Origin of the sequence: Enterococcus sp. DIV0546, from assembly GCF_051712785.1 — a bacterium.
Taxonomy (GTDB): Bacteria; Bacillota; Bacilli; order Lactobacillales; family Enterococcaceae; genus Enterococcus; species Enterococcus faecalis.
Genome location: NZ_JBIOPO010000001.1, coordinates 2,518,819 through 2,538,237, shown reverse-complemented (window position 1 = coordinate 2,538,237; position 19,419 = coordinate 2,518,819). Strand labels below are relative to the sequence as shown.

Annotated in this window: 17 protein-coding genes; 14 read left to right on the top strand and 3 right to left on the bottom strand. The window is 38.8% G+C overall.

The genetic code is table 11. The annotated features are described in order from the left end of the window. Positions 1-117: 117 nt before the first annotated feature. The 12 genes from acpP to IGJ24_RS12260 all read left to right on the top strand — a co-directional run bounded on the left by acpP (position 118) and on the right by IGJ24_RS12260 (position 14,292). Positions 118-357: an acyl carrier protein gene (acpP, locus tag IGJ24_RS12315; protein WP_002354939.1), complete on the top strand. Its 240-nt coding sequence runs from the start codon at positions 118-120 to the stop codon at positions 355-357. Positions 358-620: 263 nt separating this feature from the next. Continuing rightward, positions 621-1,661, top strand: a complete 1,041-nt coding sequence (gene opp2D, locus IGJ24_RS12310) for an oligopeptide ABC transporter ATP-binding protein Opp2D (RefSeq protein WP_002367425.1) — start codon at positions 621-623, stop codon at positions 1,659-1,661. Continuing rightward, entirely contained in the window at positions 1,661-2,605 is a 945-nt protein-coding gene (gene opp2F / locus IGJ24_RS12305; RefSeq protein WP_438775409.1) for an oligopeptide ABC transporter ATP-binding protein Opp2F, read from the top strand. The genes opp2D and opp2F overlap by 1 nt, the downstream gene beginning before the upstream one ends. Further along, the gene (opp2B, locus tag IGJ24_RS12300; protein ID WP_289865701.1) at positions 2,605-3,567 is read left to right on the top strand and encodes an oligopeptide ABC transporter permease Opp2B; all 963 of its coding nucleotides are present in this window, start codon (positions 2,605-2,607) and stop codon (positions 3,565-3,567) included. The genes opp2F and opp2B overlap by 1 nt, the downstream gene beginning before the upstream one ends. Positions 3,568-3,594: 27 nt before the next feature. Next, positions 3,595-4,518 (top strand): oligopeptide ABC transporter permease Opp2C, encoded by a 924-nt coding sequence (gene opp2C / locus IGJ24_RS12295; RefSeq protein WP_289865699.1) that lies wholly within the window; start codon positions 3,595-3,597, stop codon positions 4,516-4,518. A gap of 28 nt (positions 4,519-4,546) precedes the next feature. Next, positions 4,547-6,325 carry an oligopeptide ABC transporter substrate-binding protein Opp2A gene (opp2A, locus tag IGJ24_RS12290; RefSeq protein ID WP_002365357.1) on the top strand — a complete coding sequence of 593 codons (1,779 nt, stop codon included), beginning with the start codon at positions 4,547-4,549 and terminating at the stop codon, positions 6,323-6,325. Between the two features lie 329 nt (positions 6,326-6,654). Next, positions 6,655-7,347: a ribonuclease III gene (gene rnc / locus IGJ24_RS12285; protein ID WP_002354946.1), complete on the top strand. Its 693-nt coding sequence runs from the start codon at positions 6,655-6,657 to the stop codon at positions 7,345-7,347. A gap of 20 nt (positions 7,348-7,367) precedes the next feature. Further along, positions 7,368-10,946 (top strand): chromosome segregation protein SMC, encoded by a 3,579-nt coding sequence (smc, locus tag IGJ24_RS12280; protein ID WP_438775408.1) that lies wholly within the window; start codon positions 7,368-7,370, stop codon positions 10,944-10,946. Between the two features lie 24 nt (positions 10,947-10,970). Next, a complete protein-coding gene (locus IGJ24_RS12275) occupies positions 10,971-11,798 on the top strand; it encodes a Cof-type HAD-IIB family hydrolase (protein WP_002359053.1) in 828 nt (275 codons plus the stop codon). Positions 11,799-11,800: 2 nt separating this feature from the next. Then, on the top strand, positions 11,801-13,129 hold the full coding sequence (gene ftsY, locus IGJ24_RS12270) for a signal recognition particle-docking protein FtsY (RefSeq protein ID WP_289865696.1): 1,329 nt from the start codon (positions 11,801-11,803) through the stop codon (positions 13,127-13,129). 159 nt (positions 13,130-13,288) lie between these two features. Beyond that, positions 13,289-13,774 (top strand): cupin domain-containing protein, encoded by a 486-nt coding sequence (locus tag IGJ24_RS12265; RefSeq protein ID WP_033595386.1) that lies wholly within the window; start codon positions 13,289-13,291, stop codon positions 13,772-13,774. Between the two features lie 119 nt (positions 13,775-13,893). Then, the gene (locus IGJ24_RS12260) at positions 13,894-14,292 is read left to right on the top strand and encodes a VOC family protein (protein ID WP_002354951.1); all 399 of its coding nucleotides are present in this window, start codon (positions 13,894-13,896) and stop codon (positions 14,290-14,292) included. Between the two features lie 50 nt (positions 14,293-14,342). Here the strand turns inward: IGJ24_RS12260 and IGJ24_RS12255 are convergent, their stop codons facing one another. Both IGJ24_RS12255 and IGJ24_RS12250 read right to left on the bottom strand, forming a co-directional pair. Beyond that, complete coding sequence (locus IGJ24_RS12255; protein ID WP_289865695.1) at positions 14,343-15,239, bottom strand: YitT family protein; 897 nt, start codon at positions 15,237-15,239, stop codon at positions 14,343-14,345. 189 nt (positions 15,240-15,428) lie between these two features. After that, positions 15,429-15,935, bottom strand: coding sequence for a cysteine hydrolase family protein (locus IGJ24_RS12250; protein ID WP_289865694.1), 507 nt, complete (start codon positions 15,933-15,935; stop codon positions 15,429-15,431). A gap of 170 nt (positions 15,936-16,105) precedes the next feature. Here IGJ24_RS12250 and gshAB point away from each other — a divergent pair, with 170 nt between their 5' ends. Next, positions 16,106-18,376: a bifunctional glutamate--cysteine ligase/glutathione synthetase gene (gene gshAB / locus IGJ24_RS12245; protein WP_438775407.1), complete on the top strand. Its 2,271-nt coding sequence runs from the start codon at positions 16,106-16,108 to the stop codon at positions 18,374-18,376. 189 nt (positions 18,377-18,565) lie between these two features. After that, a complete protein-coding gene (locus tag IGJ24_RS12240) occupies positions 18,566-18,667 on the top strand; it encodes a putative holin-like toxin (RefSeq protein WP_162780856.1) in 102 nt (33 codons plus the stop codon). A 185-nt stretch (positions 18,668-18,852) separates the two neighbouring features. On the opposite strand, the gene IGJ24_RS12235 is transcribed toward IGJ24_RS12240, so the two are convergent. Further along, positions 18,853-19,305, bottom strand: coding sequence for a YueI family protein (locus tag IGJ24_RS12235; protein WP_002354958.1), 453 nt, complete (start codon positions 19,303-19,305; stop codon positions 18,853-18,855). Positions 19,306-19,419: the final 114 nt, after the last annotated feature.

Sequence of the window (19,419 nt, the reverse complement as noted above, 5' to 3'; positions counted from 1 at the left end):
CAGTTTGTTACTCAAATGAAAAAAAGATGGACAAATACCCAAATTGTGAGTACAATGTATCTTAGCGTTTTAGTAAAAGAAAGAACCTTTTTTCAAAAGCAGTGGAGGTGAATACAGTTGACTCGTGAAGAAGTACTTCAAAAAGTAGCGAAGATTATCTCAAACCACTTTGATATTGAAGCGGATCAAGTAACAGATCAATTAAACATTAAAGATGATTTGAACGCTGACTCAATTAGCGTAATGGAGTTTGTTTTAGAACTTGAAGATGAATTTGGAACAGAGATTTCAGATGAAGATGCAGAAAAAATTGAAACAGTTGGTGCCGCTGTAGATTATATTGTGAGTAATTCATAAAAAATAATAAGACAAAGTCGATTAACATTCCTGTTAATCGACTTTTTTTGCGTACATAATGGTTATTTTATTAAGCAATAAGGCTATTTTTACACATATTTTTGTAAAAAAAATCATACATGTAAAAAAATAACTGCGAAAAAAGTTATTTTATCTTGCTTTTTATGGAATAATTCTATAAAATTATGAAAAAACAATGAGCTGTAAATTAACATTGATAAAAATTAGAAAGTGCTATCATTAAATATTAGTTAATTTATATAATGTTTTTGAAAGGACGTAAGGGGTGCGTATGGATGCAAGGAAATGAACAATTACTAGAGGTTTCAGGATTAGAAACAGCATTTAGAATCAAAGATGATTATTATAATGCCGTCGATGATGTTTCATTTGAATTGAAGAAAAATGAGATTCTGGCAATCGTCGGAGAATCTGGTTGTGGAAAAAGTACCTTAGCAACAACGATTATGGGCTTACATGATCCCAATCATACCAAAATTACTGGGGAAATTTTATACAACAATTTAAACTTAACTACGTTTAATGAAACACTGTACAACAAAGTCAGAGGAAACGATATTGGGATGATTTTCCAAGATCCGTTGTCTGCACTGAATCCGCTCATGCGAATTGAAGACCAAATTAAAGAAAGTCTCACGTATCATACCAAAATGACCGCACAACAAAAACAAGCACGGGCCATTGAACTGTTAGATCAAGTGGGGATTCCCAACCCAGAGCGTGTCGGGAAACAGTATCCTCATGAATTGTCTGGCGGCATGCGTCAACGGGTAATTATCGCCATTGCAATCGCGTGTAAACCACCGATTTTAATTGCAGATGAACCAACAACGGCCTTAGACGTTACCATTCAGGCACAAATTCTCGATTTGTTAAAAGATTTACAAGAAGAAACAGGGAGCGGCATTATTTTAATTACCCATGACTTAGGTGTAGTTGCGGAAATGGCTGATCGTGTAGCGGTTATGTATGCGGGTCAGTTTGTAGAAGTAGCCACTGCTGAAGAATTGTTTAGTCATCCGAAACATCCATATACACGTTCCTTACTTCAGTCCATTCCCCAAGAGAATTCAGATGAAGAAGAACTTCATGTGATTGAAGGGATTGTTCCTTCGTTAACCAAATTACCTAGAAAAGGTTGTCGGTTTGCCCCACGAATTCCTTGGATTGATGCATCGGAACATGAAGAAAATCCAACATTACATGAAGTTGCACCGAATCATTATGTTCGTTGTACATGTTATAAACATTTTCATTTTAGAGACGGGGAAGGGGAAGCGTAATGACAGAAATTATTCAAATTAAAGATTTAAAAGTTCATTATCCAATTCGCAGCGGCTTCTTCAATCGAATCACTGATCATGTTTTGGCGGTTGATGGTGTGGATTTCATGATTGAACAAGGTAAAACGTATGGGTTAGTTGGTGAATCGGGTTCTGGAAAATCAACGACAGGAAAAGCAATTATTGGTTTAGAAAAAATTACAAATGGTGAAATTATTTATCAAGGACAAGATGTAACCAAGCCGCGAAGTCGAAAAGCGATTGGATACAACAAAGATGTCCAAATGATTTTCCAAGATTCGATGTCAAGTTTAAACCCTAAAAAACGAGTACTAGATATTATCGCTGAACCAATTCGAAATTTTGAACGGTTAAGTGACCAAGAAGAAAAGAAAAAAGTCAAAAGTTTGTTGGATATTGTGGGGATGCCAGAAGATGCGTTGTACAAATATCCTCATGAATTTTCTGGTGGACAACGCCAACGTTTAGGCGTCGCCCGAGCAGTGGCTACCAGCCCCAAATTAATTATTGCAGATGAACCTGTTTCAGCACTGGACTTATCTGTGCAAGCACAGGTATTGAATTTTATGAAAAACATTCAACAGGAATATGGGTTAAGTTACTTATTTATTTCCCATGATTTGGGCGTAGTTAAACATATGTGTGACAACATTGCCATTATGTACAAAGGCCGTTTTGTAGAAATCGGTACATGCCAAGATATTTACACTAATCCACAACACATTTATACCAAACGCTTACTTTCAGCAATTCCTAAAATTGACGTAGCGAACCGAGAAGCTCACAAAGAAGAACGAAGAAGAGTTGAGCAAGAGTATCGGGAAAATCATAAAGACTATTATGATGAAAATGGGCGGGTTTATAACTTACATGCGATTAGTCCAACCCACCAAGTAGCGTTAAAAAATGGAGGTGCTGAATAATGTGGAAAACAATTTTACGCCGTTTGTTATTGATGATTCCGCAAGTGATTATTTTAAGTGTCTTGATTTTCCTGTTGGCTAAAATGATGCCAGGTGATCCGTTTACAGGATTGATTAATCCGAACCAAGACCCGAAAGTGATTGAAGCCATGCGCGAAGCTGCCGGGTTAAATGATCCTTGGTACGAACAATATTTCCGTTGGATTGGCAATGCCTTACATGGAGATTTTGGGCATAGTTTTATCTTTAAGTTACCTGTGGCCACGCTCATTGCTGGTCGGGTGGGGAATACGATTGCATTGGCCGCTGTGTCAGTTATAATCACGTATTTAATCGCCATTCCTTTCGGTTTAATTGCTGGCCGTTACCAAAATTCATGGTTTGACAAAATGGTGGTTATCTACAACTTCTTCAGTTTTGCTGTGCCATTATTCATCTTTGCCTTGATTATGCTCTTTATTTTTGGGTATCGCTTAGACTGGTTCCCAACGAGTGGAACCGTGACTGTTGGTTTGGCTGAGGGAACGTGGCCGTATTATTTAGATAAACTGAAGCATTTAATTTTACCAGGGGTCACTCAAGCGTTGCTAGGGACAGCGGTCACTATTCAATATTTGCGCAGTGAAGTGATTGATGTTAAAAACATGGACTTTGTTCGTACTGCTCGTTCAAAAGGAGTGCCAACGAATAAAATTTTTAATCGACACATTTTTAGAAATGCAGCATTACCAATTGCCTCTCAATTAGGTTATGAAATTACTGCTTTGATTGCCGGATCAGTCGTTATTGAAAAGATTTTTGCTTTCCCAGGAATTGGAAAATTATTTATTGATAGTATCATTCAACGTGACTATTCCGTTATTACCGCTCTCGTGTTGATTTTGGGATTGGCAACCCTTATCGGAACCTTAATTTCTGATATTGTAATGAGTATTGTTGATCCAAGAATTCGAATTCAGTAGAAAAAACACGAAGAAAGGGTGATAAAAATGGAATTGACAGAAGAAAAAAGAGAAGAAGTCTTACAAGAAAGTATTCCACCAATGGGCTTTCGGATGATTGCGCGAGAATTCGTCAAAGAAAAAATGGCGATGTTTTCTTTAATCCTTTTGGTCATTATCTTATTAGCCGTTTTTATCGGTTCGTTAGTGTTAGACCAAAGTGCCGTTATGCATGTAAGTATTTTAGATAAATATGTGGAACCAGGTACCGTTACAATGAATGGCACCAAGTTCATTTTAGGTGCCGATGAAGGGGGTCGTGATGTTTTAGGACAATTGATTATCGGGGCTAGGAACTCGATTTTAATCGGTTTTGCCATTACGATTATTACGTCTATTATCGGGGTCGGTTTAGGGATTATTTCCGGTTATTATGGAGGCATGATTGATAATATTTTGATGCGTATCGTGGATTTTATTATGATTTTGCCAATTATGTTAATTATTATTGTGTTCGTTTCCGTGATTCCTAAATATAGTATCTGGTCCTTTATTTGGATTATGTGTGCGTTTTATTGGGTGGGAAAAGCGCGGTTGTTCCGCAGTAAAACGTTATCTGAAGGGCGCCGAGATTACGTTAGTGCCTCTAAGACAATGGGAACAAGCGATTTTAAAATTATGTTTCGAGAAATTATGCCGAATTTAAGTTCATTAATTATTACGAACTTAACGATTAATTTCGCGGCCAATATCGGGATCGAAACAACGTTAACTTTCTTAGGCTTCGGGTTACCACAAAGTGTCCCAAGTTTAGGAACCTTAATTGGCTACGCCAGCAGTGGGGATGTATTAGTCAATAAACAATGGGTTTGGTTACCTGCATCAATTCTAATTTTAGTCTTGATGTTAAGTATAAACTATGTTGGACAAGCATTTAAGCGCTCAGCAGATGCACGACAACGATTAGGCTAATTAGCCAAAAAATGAGGGAGGAAAAGAGATGAACAAGAAACGGATTTTAGGTGCAATCACGTTAGCTTCTGTGTTAGTATTCGGGTTAGCTGCATGTGGTGGCGGCAATAAAGGCGGGGGCAATAAAGCAACGGAAACAGAAGACATTTCAAAAATGCCAATCGCTGTTAAAAATGATAAAAAAGCAATTGATGGCGGGACATTAGATGTCGCTGTAGTTATGGATACACAATTCCAAGGACTTTTCCAGCAAGAATTTTATCAAGACAACTATGATGCACAATACATGCTTCCAACGGTACAACCATTATTTAACAATGATGCAGACTTTAAGATTGTCGATGGGGGTCCTGCGGATCTGAAATTAGATGAAGATGCCAATACAGCAACCATTAAATTACGTGACAATTTGAAATGGTCTGACGGTAAAGATGTAACGGCAGATGACGTGATTTTCTCTTATGAAGTCATTGGTCATAAAGACTATACAGGGATTCGTTATGATGATAACTTTACGAATATTGTTGGCATGGAAGACTACCATGCTGGTAAATCGCCAACCATTTCTGGCATAGAAAAAGTCAATGATAAAGAAGTTAAAATCACTTATAAAGAAGTTCACCCAGGAATGCAACAATTAGGTGGCGGTGTTTGGGGTTCAGTTTTACCAAAACATGCCTTTGAAGGAATTGCTGTTAAAGACATGGAATCAAGCGATGCAGTTCGTAAAAACCCTGTGACTATTGGACCATACTACATGAGTAATATTGTGACAGGTGAATCTGTTGAATACCTACCAAATGAGCATTACTACGGTGGTAAACCTAAATTAGATAAATTAGTGTTCAAATCTGTTCCTTCTGCGAGCATTGTAGAAGCGATGAAAGCGAAACAATACGATATTGCATTATCAATGCCAACAGATACGTATCCAACATACAAAGATACTGAAGGGTATCAAATCTTAGGACGTCCCGAACAAGCCTACACGTATATTGGCTTTAAAATGGGCACGTTTGACAAAGAAACCAATACAGTGAAATACAATCCAAAAGCTAAAATGGCAGATAAAAGCTTACGTCAAGCCATGGGCTATGCAATTGACAATGATGCAGTCGGCCAAAAATTCTACAACGGCTTACGAACAGGGGCAACAACGTTAATTCCACCAGTCTTCAAGAGCTTGCATGATAGCGAAGCGAAAGGCTATACGCTTGATTTAGACAAAGCGAAAAAATTATTAGACGATGCTGGTTATAAAGACGTAGACGGCGATGGCATTCGCGAAGACAAAGAAGGCAAACCACTAGAAATCAAGTTTGCTTCAATGTCAGGCGGCGAAACTGCACAACCACTTGCTGATTACTATGTCCAACAATGGAAAGAAATTGGCTTAAACGTAACGTATACAACAGGACGCTTAATTGATTTCCAAGCATTCTATGATAAATTGAAAAATGATGACCCAGAAGTAGATATCTATCAAGGCGCGTGGGGCACAGGTTCAGATCCTTCACCAACCGGCTTATATGGTCCAAACTCAGCCTTTAACTATACACGTTTTGAGTCAGAAGAAAATACTAAATTACTTGATGCGATTGATTCAAAAGCATCATTTGATGAAGAAAAACGTAAAAAAGCCTTCTACGATTGGCAAGAGTATGCCATTGATGAAGCGTTTGTAATCCCAACGCTTTACAGAAATGAAGTCTTGCCTGTCAACGACCGTGTAGTTGACTTTACTTGGGCAGTTGATACGAAAGATAATCCATGGGCAACGGTGGGTGTCACTGCGGAAAAACGTTAAACAACGTTCCGCTGATTTAATAGAGATAGAACGAGGTCGGGACAGAAGTGTTTAACTCCGAGAAATAAGGAGGAGTTGCTTCTGTTCCCGACGTTTATCAGTTTTTGAGCGTGGCGCAAAAATCCAAAGTGATTTTTGTCCCACGCTCTTTCTATCTCTTACGTAAACAAACGCTTTTGTCTCAGTCGTAGCTCTATTTATTTATTTTTTTCTAAAAAATAATGAGAACACAGTGAATAACAGGCTTTTTCTGAATAGAACCATTTAAAAAAAGTGAAAAAAAAAGTATAATGAAACAAGGTGTAAATAAATGTAAAGGAATGTGGAGAATGGACAATCAGTTAACAACAGAGTTAAAAGAACGTTACGGCATTGTTTTCCATGATGTCAATCTATTAGAGCAAGCTTTTACTCATTCATCCTATGTGAATGAGCATCGCTATTTAAAATTATCCGATAATGAACGTCTTGAATTTTTAGGAGATGCAGTTTTAGAATTAATTGTTTCACAATATTTGTATTTAAAATTCCCAGAACTTCCAGAAGGAAAATTAACGAAGATGCGCGCAGCCATCGTTCGGGAAGATAGTTTAGCCAAATTTGCGAAAGAATGTCACTTCGACAACTACATTTTATTAGGTAAAGGAGAAGAAGCATCGGGCGGACGAACACGTGCATCATTATTATGTGACTTATTTGAAGCCTTTTTAGGTGCCCTCTACTTAGACCAAAAAGTTGGCGCAGCCAAGAAATTTATTGAAGACGTTATTTTTCCGAAAATTGATGCCGGTGCTTTTTCACATGAGATGGATCACAAAACACAATTACAAGAAGTTTTACAACGCAAAGGCGATGTTTCAATTGAATATCGCTTAATTAAAGAAGAAGGCCCTGCTCATGACCGCACCTTTTTCACTGAAGTTTACATGAATGGTGAACTCATTGGGTTAGGCCAAGGAAAATCGAAGAAGTTAGCTGAACAGGATGCCGCTGAGCGGGCACTGAAAAGTATTCCTCAGTAAGGCTGGAAGGAGCAATATTCGTGTATTTAAAACGAATTGAAATTACAGGATTTAAATCATTTGCAGATAAAACCATTATTGAATTTGAAGATGATGTGACAGCAGTGGTTGGTCCGAATGGAAGTGGGAAAAGTAATATCACGGAAGCCGTTCGCTGGGTATTAGGTGAACAATCTGCGAAAAACCTTCGCGGTGGCAAAATGAACGACATTATCTTTGCCGGTTCGGAAGGTCGTAAGCCGCTAAATATTGCGGAAGTTACCGTGACGTTAGACAACAGCGACCATTATTTAGCATTGGATTATAGTGAGATTAGTGTCACCCGTCGTTTAAAACGAACGGGCGAAAGTGACTTTTTTATTAATAAACAAGCGTGCCGTTTAAAAGATATTCAAGATTTATTTATGGATTCAGGGTTAGGCAAAGAATCTTTTTCAATTATTTCGCAAGGGAAAGTTGAAGCGATTTTTAATAGTAAACCTGAAGACCGTCGTGGGATCTTTGAAGAAGCAGCGGGCGTTTTAAAATACAAACAACGGAAGAAAAAGGCTGAACAAAAGCTTTTCGAAACCGAGGACAACTTAAGCCGTGTCCAAGATATCATTTACGAGTTGGAAGACCAATTAGTTCCTCTAGCCGCCCAAGCAGATGCGGCTAAAAAGTATTTAGCTTTGAAAGAAGAACTTACCGAAATTGATGTCAATTTAACTGTGACCGAAATTCAAGAAGCAAAAGTTATTTGGGAAACGAAAACGCAAGAATTAACAGCCATTGAAGAAAAGTTAGCTGGCGCAAGTAAGCAAGTCCATGACCTAGAAGGCAAATTGGTACGTTTACGCAGCAAGCGCAATCGTTTAGATGAACAAATTGAAACGGAACAACAACAATTATTACAAGTGACAGAAGCGTTGAAACAAGCAGAAGGACAAAAAAATGTTTTAATTGAACGTTCCAAACACACCTCCCAAACGGCAAGCGAATACGAAGAGACATTGGCAGAAACGGCCGAAAAAATTGTTCGTTATCGAGAAGAATTGCAGACGCTGGAAACAGCAATCGCAGAAAAAACGGCACAACGTCAGACGTTAAAAGAAGCATTGGTTTTGGCAACGAAAGATGTTGAAAAATATAGTAAGTCTTCTAAAGAATTAATGGAAGAATTGCGCAGTCAGTATGTGGAAGTCATGCAAGAACAAGCCAATACAGCCAATGACTTAAAATATTTAGAACGACAATATCAACAAGAAACAGCTAAAAATCAACAATCGCTAGCAAAACACGAAGCGCTAGAAGAACAGATGGTTGAAGCTCTCGCAATGAAAGAGACGCTAGAAAAAGAGCAAAAAGTTGCAAAACAAGGCTTACAAGAACAGTTGGAAGAATACACTGCGTTGAAAGCAACGCTTGAAGCTAAGCGTGAACGATTAGCACAGCGTCAAAACGATATGTACCAAGCGATGAATCAAGTGCAACAAGCGAAGGCACGCCAAAAAAGTTTGCAAGAAATTCAAGAAAATTACGCTGGCTTCTATCAAGGCGTGAAAGCTGTATTGCGTCACAAAAACCAATTAACTGGGATTGTTGGCGCAGTGGCTGAGTTAATTGAAGTGCCTAAAGAATATACGTTGGCGATTGAAACGGCCCTAGGTGGTGCGGCGCAACATATTGTTGTGGAAAATGAGAAAGATGGTCGAGCAGGCATTACCTTCTTAAAACAACAACACAGTGGCCGGGCAACCTTTTTACCATTGACTACCATTAAGCCGCGCTCTGTATCGGCGATGGTTCAGAATCGTTTGGCTGGTGCACCGGGCTTCGTGGGGATTGCCAGTGAATTAGTTCGTTATCCAGAACAAGTACAAACCGTTATTCAAAATCTCTTAGGCGTCACGATTTTAGCGGCAGATTTAACGAGTGCCAACCAGTTAGCAAAATTAGTCAATTACCAATATCGTGTTGTCTCATTGGAAGGCGATGTGATGAATCCTGGCGGTTCGATGACTGGGGGAGCCAATAAACGTGGCAACCAAGGAAGCCTATTTTCACAAGCGCAAGAACTTCAAACAATTACTGAACAAATGACTCAATTAGAAACACAACTAAGAAGTGTAGAACAAGAAGTCCAAGCGCTCTCGCAAGAAGTGAAAACAGCCACGGAACGTGCAGAAATGTTGCGCTCTGCTGGTGAACAAAATCGTTTAAAACAACAAGAAATTGACAATAAATTAGCCAATCAAACAGAAACGATTACTCGTTTAACAAAAGAAAAACGTCTGTTTGAATATGAATCACGGGAATTGCATCAATTCTTAACCGAATATCAAACGAAAAAAGCCACATTGACAGAGCAACAAGCAAACTTAACGGCAACGAAAGAACGTTTAGATGCTGAAATGAAACAAGTGGAACAAGAAGCTAGCCAAATGGAAACCTTTAAAGCCCAAGCGCAAGAACGCTTGACGACAGTTCAAGCAGAACAAGCAGTAGCGGCGGAACAATGTGCCCATTTTGCTCGTCAAAAGCAAGACAAACAAGAACAATTGGACGAATTGTTGATTCGAGAAACGGCCATCCGTCAACAGCTACAACAATTAAGTAGCCATTCTAGCGATCACCAGTTAACCGAAGAAGGCTTAGCGGCACAAGTCGCGCAATTAGCGGAGAAACAAACAGCGTTGCAAACGTCTTTACAAACGGCACGTAGTCAACGACAAGCGTTGCAAGAAGAAGTAGACGAGTTAGATACAAAATTAGCGGAAGAAAACAAACGCCAACAACAGTATTTAGCAGATAAAACACAAATTGAAGTCCTAAAAAATCGTGCAGAAATGCAATTAGATAGCTCATTAAGTTACTTACAGGAAGAATACAGCTTAACCTTTGAAGCTGCCTATGAAGCGTATTTCCCAATCGATGATTTAGCGCAAGCACAGCAAACAGTGAAACGCCTAAAACAAGAAATTGAGCGGTTAGGACCTGTTAACTTAAGTGCCATCGAGCAATTTGAACAAGTCGATGAACGCCATCAATTTTTAGTCAGTCAACGAGATGATTTATTAAATGCGAAAGAACAATTATTTGAAACCATGGATGAAATGGACCAAGAAGTGAAAGAACGGTTTAAAGAAGTCTTTGAAGCAATTCGTGGCCAGTTCAAAGTGGTATTTCCTAATATGTTTGGAGGCGGACGGGCAGAACTGGTGCTAACCAATCCAGAGGATCTCTTGAATACAGGGATTGAGATTGAGGCGCAACCACCAGGGAAAAAATTACAACATTTAAGCTTGTTGTCTGGAGGCGAACGGGCATTAACGGCGATTGCGTTACTCTTTTCAATTATTCGTGTTCGACCAGTTCCGTTCTGTATTTTAGATGAAGTAGAAGCAGCTTTAGATGAAGCCAACGTTGCTCGTTTTGGCCATTATTTAAGCGAATTTGAAGATGGCACACAGTTTATTGTGGTGACACATCGTAAAGGGACAATGGAAGCCGCAGATGTTTTATATGGCGTGACTATGCAAGAATCTGGGGTTTCAAAAATCGTTTCAGTTCGCTTGGAAGAGGTCAAAGAAGGTGGCGCAATTGAAAAAAGCAATTAGCCAGAAGCAAGGAGGAGCGAACGTTTGATAAAATTAGTTGCTATTGATTTAGATGGAACATTATTAAATAGCCAAAAAGAGATTTCTTTACGGAATAAACAAGCACTGATGGCTGCGAAACAAGCAGGCGTGAAAGTTGTTATCTGCACAGGTCGACCTTTGGCAGCTATTGGTCCTTACTTAGAAGAATTAGGTTTACAAGATGAAGGCGATTATAGCATTACTTTTAACGGCGGGTTGGTTCAAAAAAATGATACAGGGGCCATTATTGAGAAAACATTGATGCCCTTGGAAGCGATTCATGAGCTGTACCAATTAGCAACCACACTCAACATGCCGTTTGATGTCTTATCCGATGAGGTCGTGATGCAATTGCCTTCTGCACCTAATTATCCTTCAATTTATAGTTCTCTAAACAAATTATTAACCTTTGAGTCCTACAAATTAGAAGAGTTAACCCCGAATCGAATTTATAATAAAGTTGTTGTTGCGATTGATGAAGCGTATTTAAATGAACGCATCAAGGAAATTCCGGCCTCTTTTTATGAGCGCTTTGAAATTATTAAAACGCGAAATAACTTATTAGAATTTATGCCAAAAGGGATTACGAAAGCATATGGTATTTCCTTGTTAGCCAAAGATTTAGGAATCCGTGCAGAAGAAATCATGACCCTAGGGGACGAAGAAAATGATTTACCGATGATCGAATACGCTGGCTTAGGTGTCGCCATGGCAAATGCGATTCCATTAGTTAAAGAAGCCGCAGATGTCGTCACAGACACGAATGACCAAGATGGCGTTGCCAAAGCGGTCGAAAAATATATTTTAACGCCGTTGGAAGGAGGCCAATAAGAATGGGATTTTTTGATAAAATTAAAAAAGCTTTTTCCGCTGAGAAAAAGGAAGAAGAAAAACAAGAGATAATTGAAGAAACAGTAGACGAAACACCTAGTGATGAATCAGCGCCTGCTGAATCAAAAGAAACCGCAACAGAAGAGGCGCAAATAACGCCAGAAACGACAGCAGAAGAAGTTGCAGAAACAGCCGATTTAACAGATAACGCTGAAATGGAAAAATTAGCTGATGTAGAAGAAGCGTTAGATGAAGAGCCAGAAGAAATCCTGACAGAGGAAACACAAGAAGTTGTTATGGAAGCGCCTGAGGAAGAAAATAGCGTCGTGACTCCGTTGGCAGAACCAACAGACACGCAGGTTTCAGAAGAAATTGAAGAGTCAAAAGAAGAGCAGGTCCAAGAAAAATATGAAAAAGGCTTGGAAAAAACGCGTAAAACATTTGGTCAACGGTTGAACGAATTGTTTGCTAATTTCCGAAGCGTTGATGAAGATTTCTTTGAAGAATTAGAAGAAACGTTAATTGGTGCAGACGTAGGCTTTGATACATCCTTAAAAATTACAGAAGCCTTGCGGCAAGAAGTGAAACTGCGAAACGTGAAAAAACCAGCTCAAGTTCAAAATACCATCATTGAAAAAATGGTTGATTTGTATGAAGAAGCAGGAATTAATGAAAATAATGCGATTAACTTACAGCCAAATGGCTTAACCGTGATTTTATTTGTTGGTGTTAATGGAGTTGGTAAAACAACCAGCATTGGTAAATTAGCCCATCAATACAAGTTGGAAGGAAAGAAAGTTTTAATGGCCGCTGCCGATACGTTCCGAGCGGGCGCCATTGATCAATTAGTTGTTTGGGGTGAACGGGCTGGCGTTGAAGTTGTGCGTGGGAATGCTGGCGGCGACCCAGCAGCGGTCGTTTTCGATGCAGTGGAACGTGCCAAAGCAGAACAGGCCGATGTTTTGCTAGTGGATACAGCAGGTCGTTTACAAAATAAAGTCAACTTAATGAAGGAATTAGAAAAAATCAAACGAGTCATCCAACGAGAAATTCCAGATGCGCCTCACGAAGTACTCTTAGTCGTGGACGCAACTACTGGCCAAAACGCGATGACGCAAGCCAAACAGTTCAAAGAAACAACCGATGTCACTGGCTTAGTTTTAACCAAACTAGACGGAACAGCCAAAGGTGGTATTGTCATTGCTATTCGGAATGAATTACACTTGCCAGTGAAATTAGTTGGTCTAGGTGAAGGCATTAACGATTTAGAACCATTCAATGCCAACGATTTCGCAATGGGCTTATTTAAAGGCTTATTAAAAGATGTTTAGTTGTAGAAAATAAACAGGTTTGGGAAGAACGTGGGACAGGAGTATTTAGCTTCAAGAATGAAGAAGCTACTCCTGTCCCGCCGTTTATTTTAGGATTAGGACGGATGTTCTAAGTTCTTCCTAAATCGTTTCTGAAAAAATGAAGGAGTGAGGGAGAAGATGACAGAACAAATGTGGATTGAGAAGTTAGGATTAGAAGCGCATCCTGAGGGCGGTTATTTTAAACAAACCAATAAAAGTGAACAATTGATTCCGACCAAACGAGGCGAACGGGCATTGCATACAGCGATTTTGTTTCTATTAAACACAGAAAGTCCGTCACATTTTCATCGTTTAAAAGCGGATGAATTATGGTTTTTTCACGATGGTCAGCCATTAACCGTTCACTGTATTTTTCCTGATGGAACGTATCAAGCTGTTCAGTTAGGGAAAGACTTAGTTCAAGGACAACAGCTTTCGTTCTCAGTTCCTGCCGGCACAATCTTTGGCTCTACAGTAGCGACAGGATTTGCGTTAGTCAGTTGTGTAGTTACACCAGGCTTTGAGTTTGAAGACTTCGAGTTATTTACTCAAGCGGAATTGTTAAACGATTATCCACAACATAGTGAAATCATTCAGCGCTTGGCTTATCGAGAATTACCTTAAGAAAACGTTTTAGTAACATTTCTTTTATGAATATGCTAGTATAAATCAAACAAGCTTGTTGATTTTGTCGCAACGCACACTTAGCTGTCGTAGATGATTAAAAGAAAGGGATGAATCACATGGGCACAATGGTTTTTGTTAATTTCCCAGTAGCGGATGTCCAACGTTCTACAGCATTTTATGAAAAACTTGGATTCAAAAAGAACGAGGAATTTTCAACAGAGGAAGCTAGTTCAATGATGTGGGATGATCAATTTTGGATTATGTTGTTGAACCATGACTTTTATGGAAAATTTATCCAAGAAAAGCAAATTATTGATGCGCAAACAACCAGTGGAGCATTAATTTCCTTTAGTTTAGAGAGTGCCGAAGCCGTAAAACAGTTTGGCGAAACCGCCAAAGCTAACGGAGGCAACTGCTACCGAGTTGATATGGGAATACCAGAAGAGCAAATGTATGGCTTAGAAGTGCAAGATTTGGATGGCAATAGCTTAGAACCTGTCTGGATGAAGATGTAAAAAGATCCGCAAAATCTCTACAGATTTTGCGGATCTTTTCCTACAAAAAACTATTGTAAATTATTGGCATTAGTTGCTTCAACACCATAAGAATCAGCTACTTTTTTCAAGCTAAATCCTTTTCCGTAGACTTCACTCGCACTCATTGAAATCAAAAAGGCTTCTTCATCAATCTCAAGAATGGCTTCTTTTAAGCGGGGAAAATCTTTTTCACGAATGACAGTCATTAAGAGCATGCCTTTCGCGCTTCGATAACCGCCTTCGATTGGCACCAAGGTCACACCTTTATCTAGTTCACGTAATAAGCGTTCTTGAATAGCGACATATTTTGGTGAAATAATCATCACATTCTTCGAGCGAACCAGGCCAACTTGAATCATGTCAACGACACGACCAATTGTAAATAAACAAATTAAAGAGAATAACACAATATCTGCATTAAAAGCATACATTGCTGATAAAATGACTAAACCATCGACGAATAAAATAGCAATACCTAAGGAAACTTTGAAGTATTTATTGACAATTTGTGAAATGATTGCTGTCCCACCAGTTGAAGCATTGCCACGGAAAACTAAGCCTAGGCCAGCACCTGTAATAATACCGCCAAATAATGCTGCTAGAAAAATATTATGTGTTAAAACAGGCATCCCCGAAGTAATTCCTACAAAAAATGGATAAATAAGACTGCCATAAATGGTTTTGACACCGACCTCTTTCCCAAGAAGTAAGAAACAAAGCATTAAAAGAGGAATATTGATGGCGTAAAGAACAATGGCGGGACTAATCCCGAAAACATAATTAATAACAATACTAATGCCATTGGCTCCGCCTGCGACAAGTTTATTTGGCAATAAGACCGCATTGATTGAAATGGCCAAAATGAATGCACCGACTGTTACATAGGCGGTGTCTTTTAAACGTTGGGCTGTAAAAAATTTGTTCATAAAATACCTCCAATTATTTATTAGTTTAGTGAATGATGACATAAAAAAAGACAGAACATGAGAGACAAGCCTAATCGACTTATGTCCCACACTCTAAATCTTTAACTAATCAACTGAACACTTTTTCCTTATACTAACATGAAATACGACAAGAAAACATAGTGAACAAACAATTTTTTGGAAAAGCCCTCAATTTATTGAAGGCAAAAAAGTCAAAAAGCGGCCAGCCCAAATAGCTTCATGATGTTGGATAATTTGTGCCGCGGTTAAATGTCCATTATCCAAGGTGGAAGTGGTTTTCGGTGTCATCAAACACGTATAGCCTAAACCATGAGCCATCCGAATTGTAGTGTCCACACAAAACTCGGTTTGCACGCCAGCAATTTCTAACGTTTGAATGGCTTGTTCCGTCAATAAATCATTTAAATTTGTTTGGTAAAAGGCATTCGCATGTGTTTTGCGGATGAAAAAATCTGTGGGCTGTGCATCCAGCTTTTCAAAAAGTTGCCAAGAGTCTGAGTCAAAAGGTAATTCGGTTTCTTCATGTTGAACAAAAATAATGGGCGCATGGTGTTGGCGGTAGACAGCAATACGCTGATTGACTTTATCCAACACTGCTGGTAGACGGTACAATTGCTGCGTCGGACTTTCGATGCCTTTTTGAAAGTCAATTAAAAGTAATGCACGATTTTTCATGAGTAATCACCACTTTCTATAAACTAGTTGTGTTCAGTATAACGGAAAAAGGCGCTCTCTAAAAGTGTCTCGAAAATTCCCAAGCGAACGTTCAAAAAAACAGCATATTTACTCGTTTTCCTATATAATAGTAAGAGAAACAGATAGTTTGTAGAAAGAAAGGCGACAAGATGAATTATAGAGAATTAATGCAAAAGAAAAATGTTCGTCCTTACGTATTGATGGCTCGTTTTGGTTTAGAAAAAGAAAACCAACGTAGTACACGAGAAGGGCTTTTAGCGACAACTGATCATCCCACGGTTTTTGGTAACCGTTCTTATCATCCATATATTCAAACAGATTTTAGCGAAACACAATTAGAACTAATCACGCCTGTAGCAAATAGCGGCACAGAAATGCTTCGTTTTTTAGATGCCATTCACGATGTAGCTCGTCGTTCGATTCCAGAAGATGAAATGCTGTGGCCATTAAGTATGCCGCCACAATTACCAACAAAAGATGAAGAGATTAAAATTGCTAAATTAGATCAATATGATGCAGTGTTATATCGTCGTTATTTGGCAAAAGAGTATGGCAAACGAAAACAAATGGTCAGCGGAATTCATTTTAATTTTGAATATGACCAAGCCCTGATTCAGCAATTATATGATGAACAATCCGAAGTGACAGATTGCAAACAATTTAAAACGAAAATGTACATGAAAGTTGCCCGTAACTTTTTACGTTATCGTTGGCTAATTACGTATCTTTTTGGGGCTTCACCAGTTAGTGAAGATGGCTACTTTAGGGTCTACGACGACCAACCGCAAGAACCCATTCGCAGTATTCGGAATAGTACGTATGGCTACAGAAATCATGACAATGTGAAAGTATCGTATGCCTCATTGGAACGCTATTTAGAAGATATTCATCGCATGGTGGAAAATGGTTTACTTTCTGAAGAAAAAGAATTTTATGCGCCTGTGCGCTTACGTGGCGGGAAACAAATGTCTGATCTGCCTAAAACAGGTATTCGCTATATCGAGTTGCGTAATTTAGACTTAAATCCTTTTTCACGTTTAGGCATTGTGGAAGATACCGTGGATTTCTTACATTATTTCATGTTGTATTTATTGTGGACAGATGAAAAAGAAGAAGCGGATGAATGGGTAAAAACTGGCGATATTTTTAATGAACAAGTGGCTCTTGGTCATCCTCATGAAACGATTAAGTTAATTGCAGAAGGCGATCGGATTTTTTCAGAAATGATTGATATGTTAGATGCTCTAGGCATTCGCAAAGGCAAAGAAGTTGTCGGTAAGTATTATCAACAACTGCGGAATCCACAAGACACCGTTTCTGGCAAAATGTGGACGATTATTCAAGAAAATTCCAACAGTGAACTGGGAAATATTTTTGGAAACCAATATCAAAGTATGGCCTTTGAACGCCCTTATCAATTAGCTGGTTTCCGTGAGATGGAATTATCCACACAAATTTTCTTGTTTGATGCGATTCAAAAAGGTTTGGAAATCGAAATTTTAGATGAACAAGAGCAATTTTTGAAACTGCAACATGGCGAGCACATTGAATACGTCAAAAATGCCAACATGACTAGCAAAGATAACTACGTGGTACCATTGATTATGGAAAACAAAACCGTGACAAAGAAAATTTTGTCTGCAGCAGGGTTCCATGTGCCTGGCGGTGAAGAATTTTCATCTTTTATTGAGGCACAAGAAGCACATTTACGCTACGCCAATAAAGCGTTTGTCGTGAAACCAAAATCAACGAATTACGGTTTAGGAATTACCATTTTTAAAGAAGGCGCTTCGTTGGAAGACTTTACGGAAGCGTTACGGATTGCTTTTAAAGAGGACACAGCGGTTTTAATTGAAGAATTTTTACCTGGAACAGAATATCGGTTCTTTGTGTTAGATAATGATGTAAAAGCCATCATGTTGCGCGTGCCAGCCAATGTTACGGGAGATGGCAAACACACTGTAGAAGAATTGGTGGCCGCTAAAAATAGTGATCCATTGCGGGGGACCAATCACCGTGCACCACTAGAGTTAATCCAGTTAAATGATTTAGAAAAACTAATGTTGAAAGAACAAGGTTTAACTATCTATTCTGTGCCAGAAAAAGAGCAAATCGTGTACTTGCGAGAAAATTCTAATGTTAGCACGGGCGGGGATTCGATTGATATGACCGATGTCATTGATGATAGTTATAAACAAATCGCCATTGAGGCCGTAGCTGCTTTAGGAGCCAAAATTTGTGGCATTGATTTAATCATTCCTGACAAAGACGTAAAAGGCACGCGTGATAGCTTAACGTACGGGATTATCGAAGCGAACTTTAATCCAGCCATGCACATGCATGTGTATCCTTACGCTGGACAGGGTAGACGCTTGACAATGGACGTTTTAAAACTTTTATACCCAGAAGTGGTTCAATAAAAAAAGAATACCGCCAAAAAATTCATAATAGATTTTTTGGCGGTATTCTTTATAAAAACGTTTTCTTGGTGAACCCAATAGGTTATACTAAAACTATTACCAATGAAAGTTGTATGACGGTGGCTCTGAGTTAGAGAGGCAGGTGATGCCTATGTGTATCCGATGCACTTTAACGAAAGGAGCATTTTTTTGTCAATCGAAGCGACATTGGAATTGATGATTAGTTTTGCAACCCTTGTTGCGTTACTGATTTTCGGTATCCTTGAAGCAACGAAAAACAATAAAAAATAACCGTTCATAAGCTTGACAGGCCGAACGGTTAAACAGTAATAAAAACTTAACTCAGTAAGCCACCAGTTCTTATAACTGGCGTTGGTATAAAGGAGAGGTATGTTACCCGCATACCTCTCTTTTTCATCTTTATAATAGCATAATTCTATTATAAATGGAAGCGCTCATAACTTTCCTTGAGATTTTTATGAGTGAAATAGTTTTTGCCAAAAGCCTTTTTTAGCTGTTGGCTCTTCTTTTGGCGTTTCTGTTGCTTGAGGATATTTTTCTGTAACGTCAATCACAGGTTCATCGACTGCATGTTTTTCAGCTAACAGTAAGCCGAGAGAGTCAGGGTTGTTCTCCACAAAATTGTTAACAATCTTAAAGTTTGCGCCATGCTGATTTAATAATTTAATATAGGTACTTTGCAGGTCAGAAGAGATTTCGCCATTTAAAAGTACTGTAACTTCAGGATGCTTCGCTAATTCTTCTAATAAATGTTTTTGGTTCTGTGCATCTTTCATTTCAGCGACGGTCATGGAGAGACGGCAGCGTTCACGAAATGTGCCCATGTATTTGTGTTGTTCTTCAGGATTAACGAGGGGCGTACCGTACATTCCTTTATCCAGACGTTGTTGTAAGTCATCATTCGCCATTCAGTAACACTCCTTTCCTAACGTTTCCCTCCATTATAGCATATCTTAGATAAGTCGTTGGTCAGTCGGCTTGAGAAGAAGTTTTTAATAAAGGAAAAAAAGTGGTTGCATTTG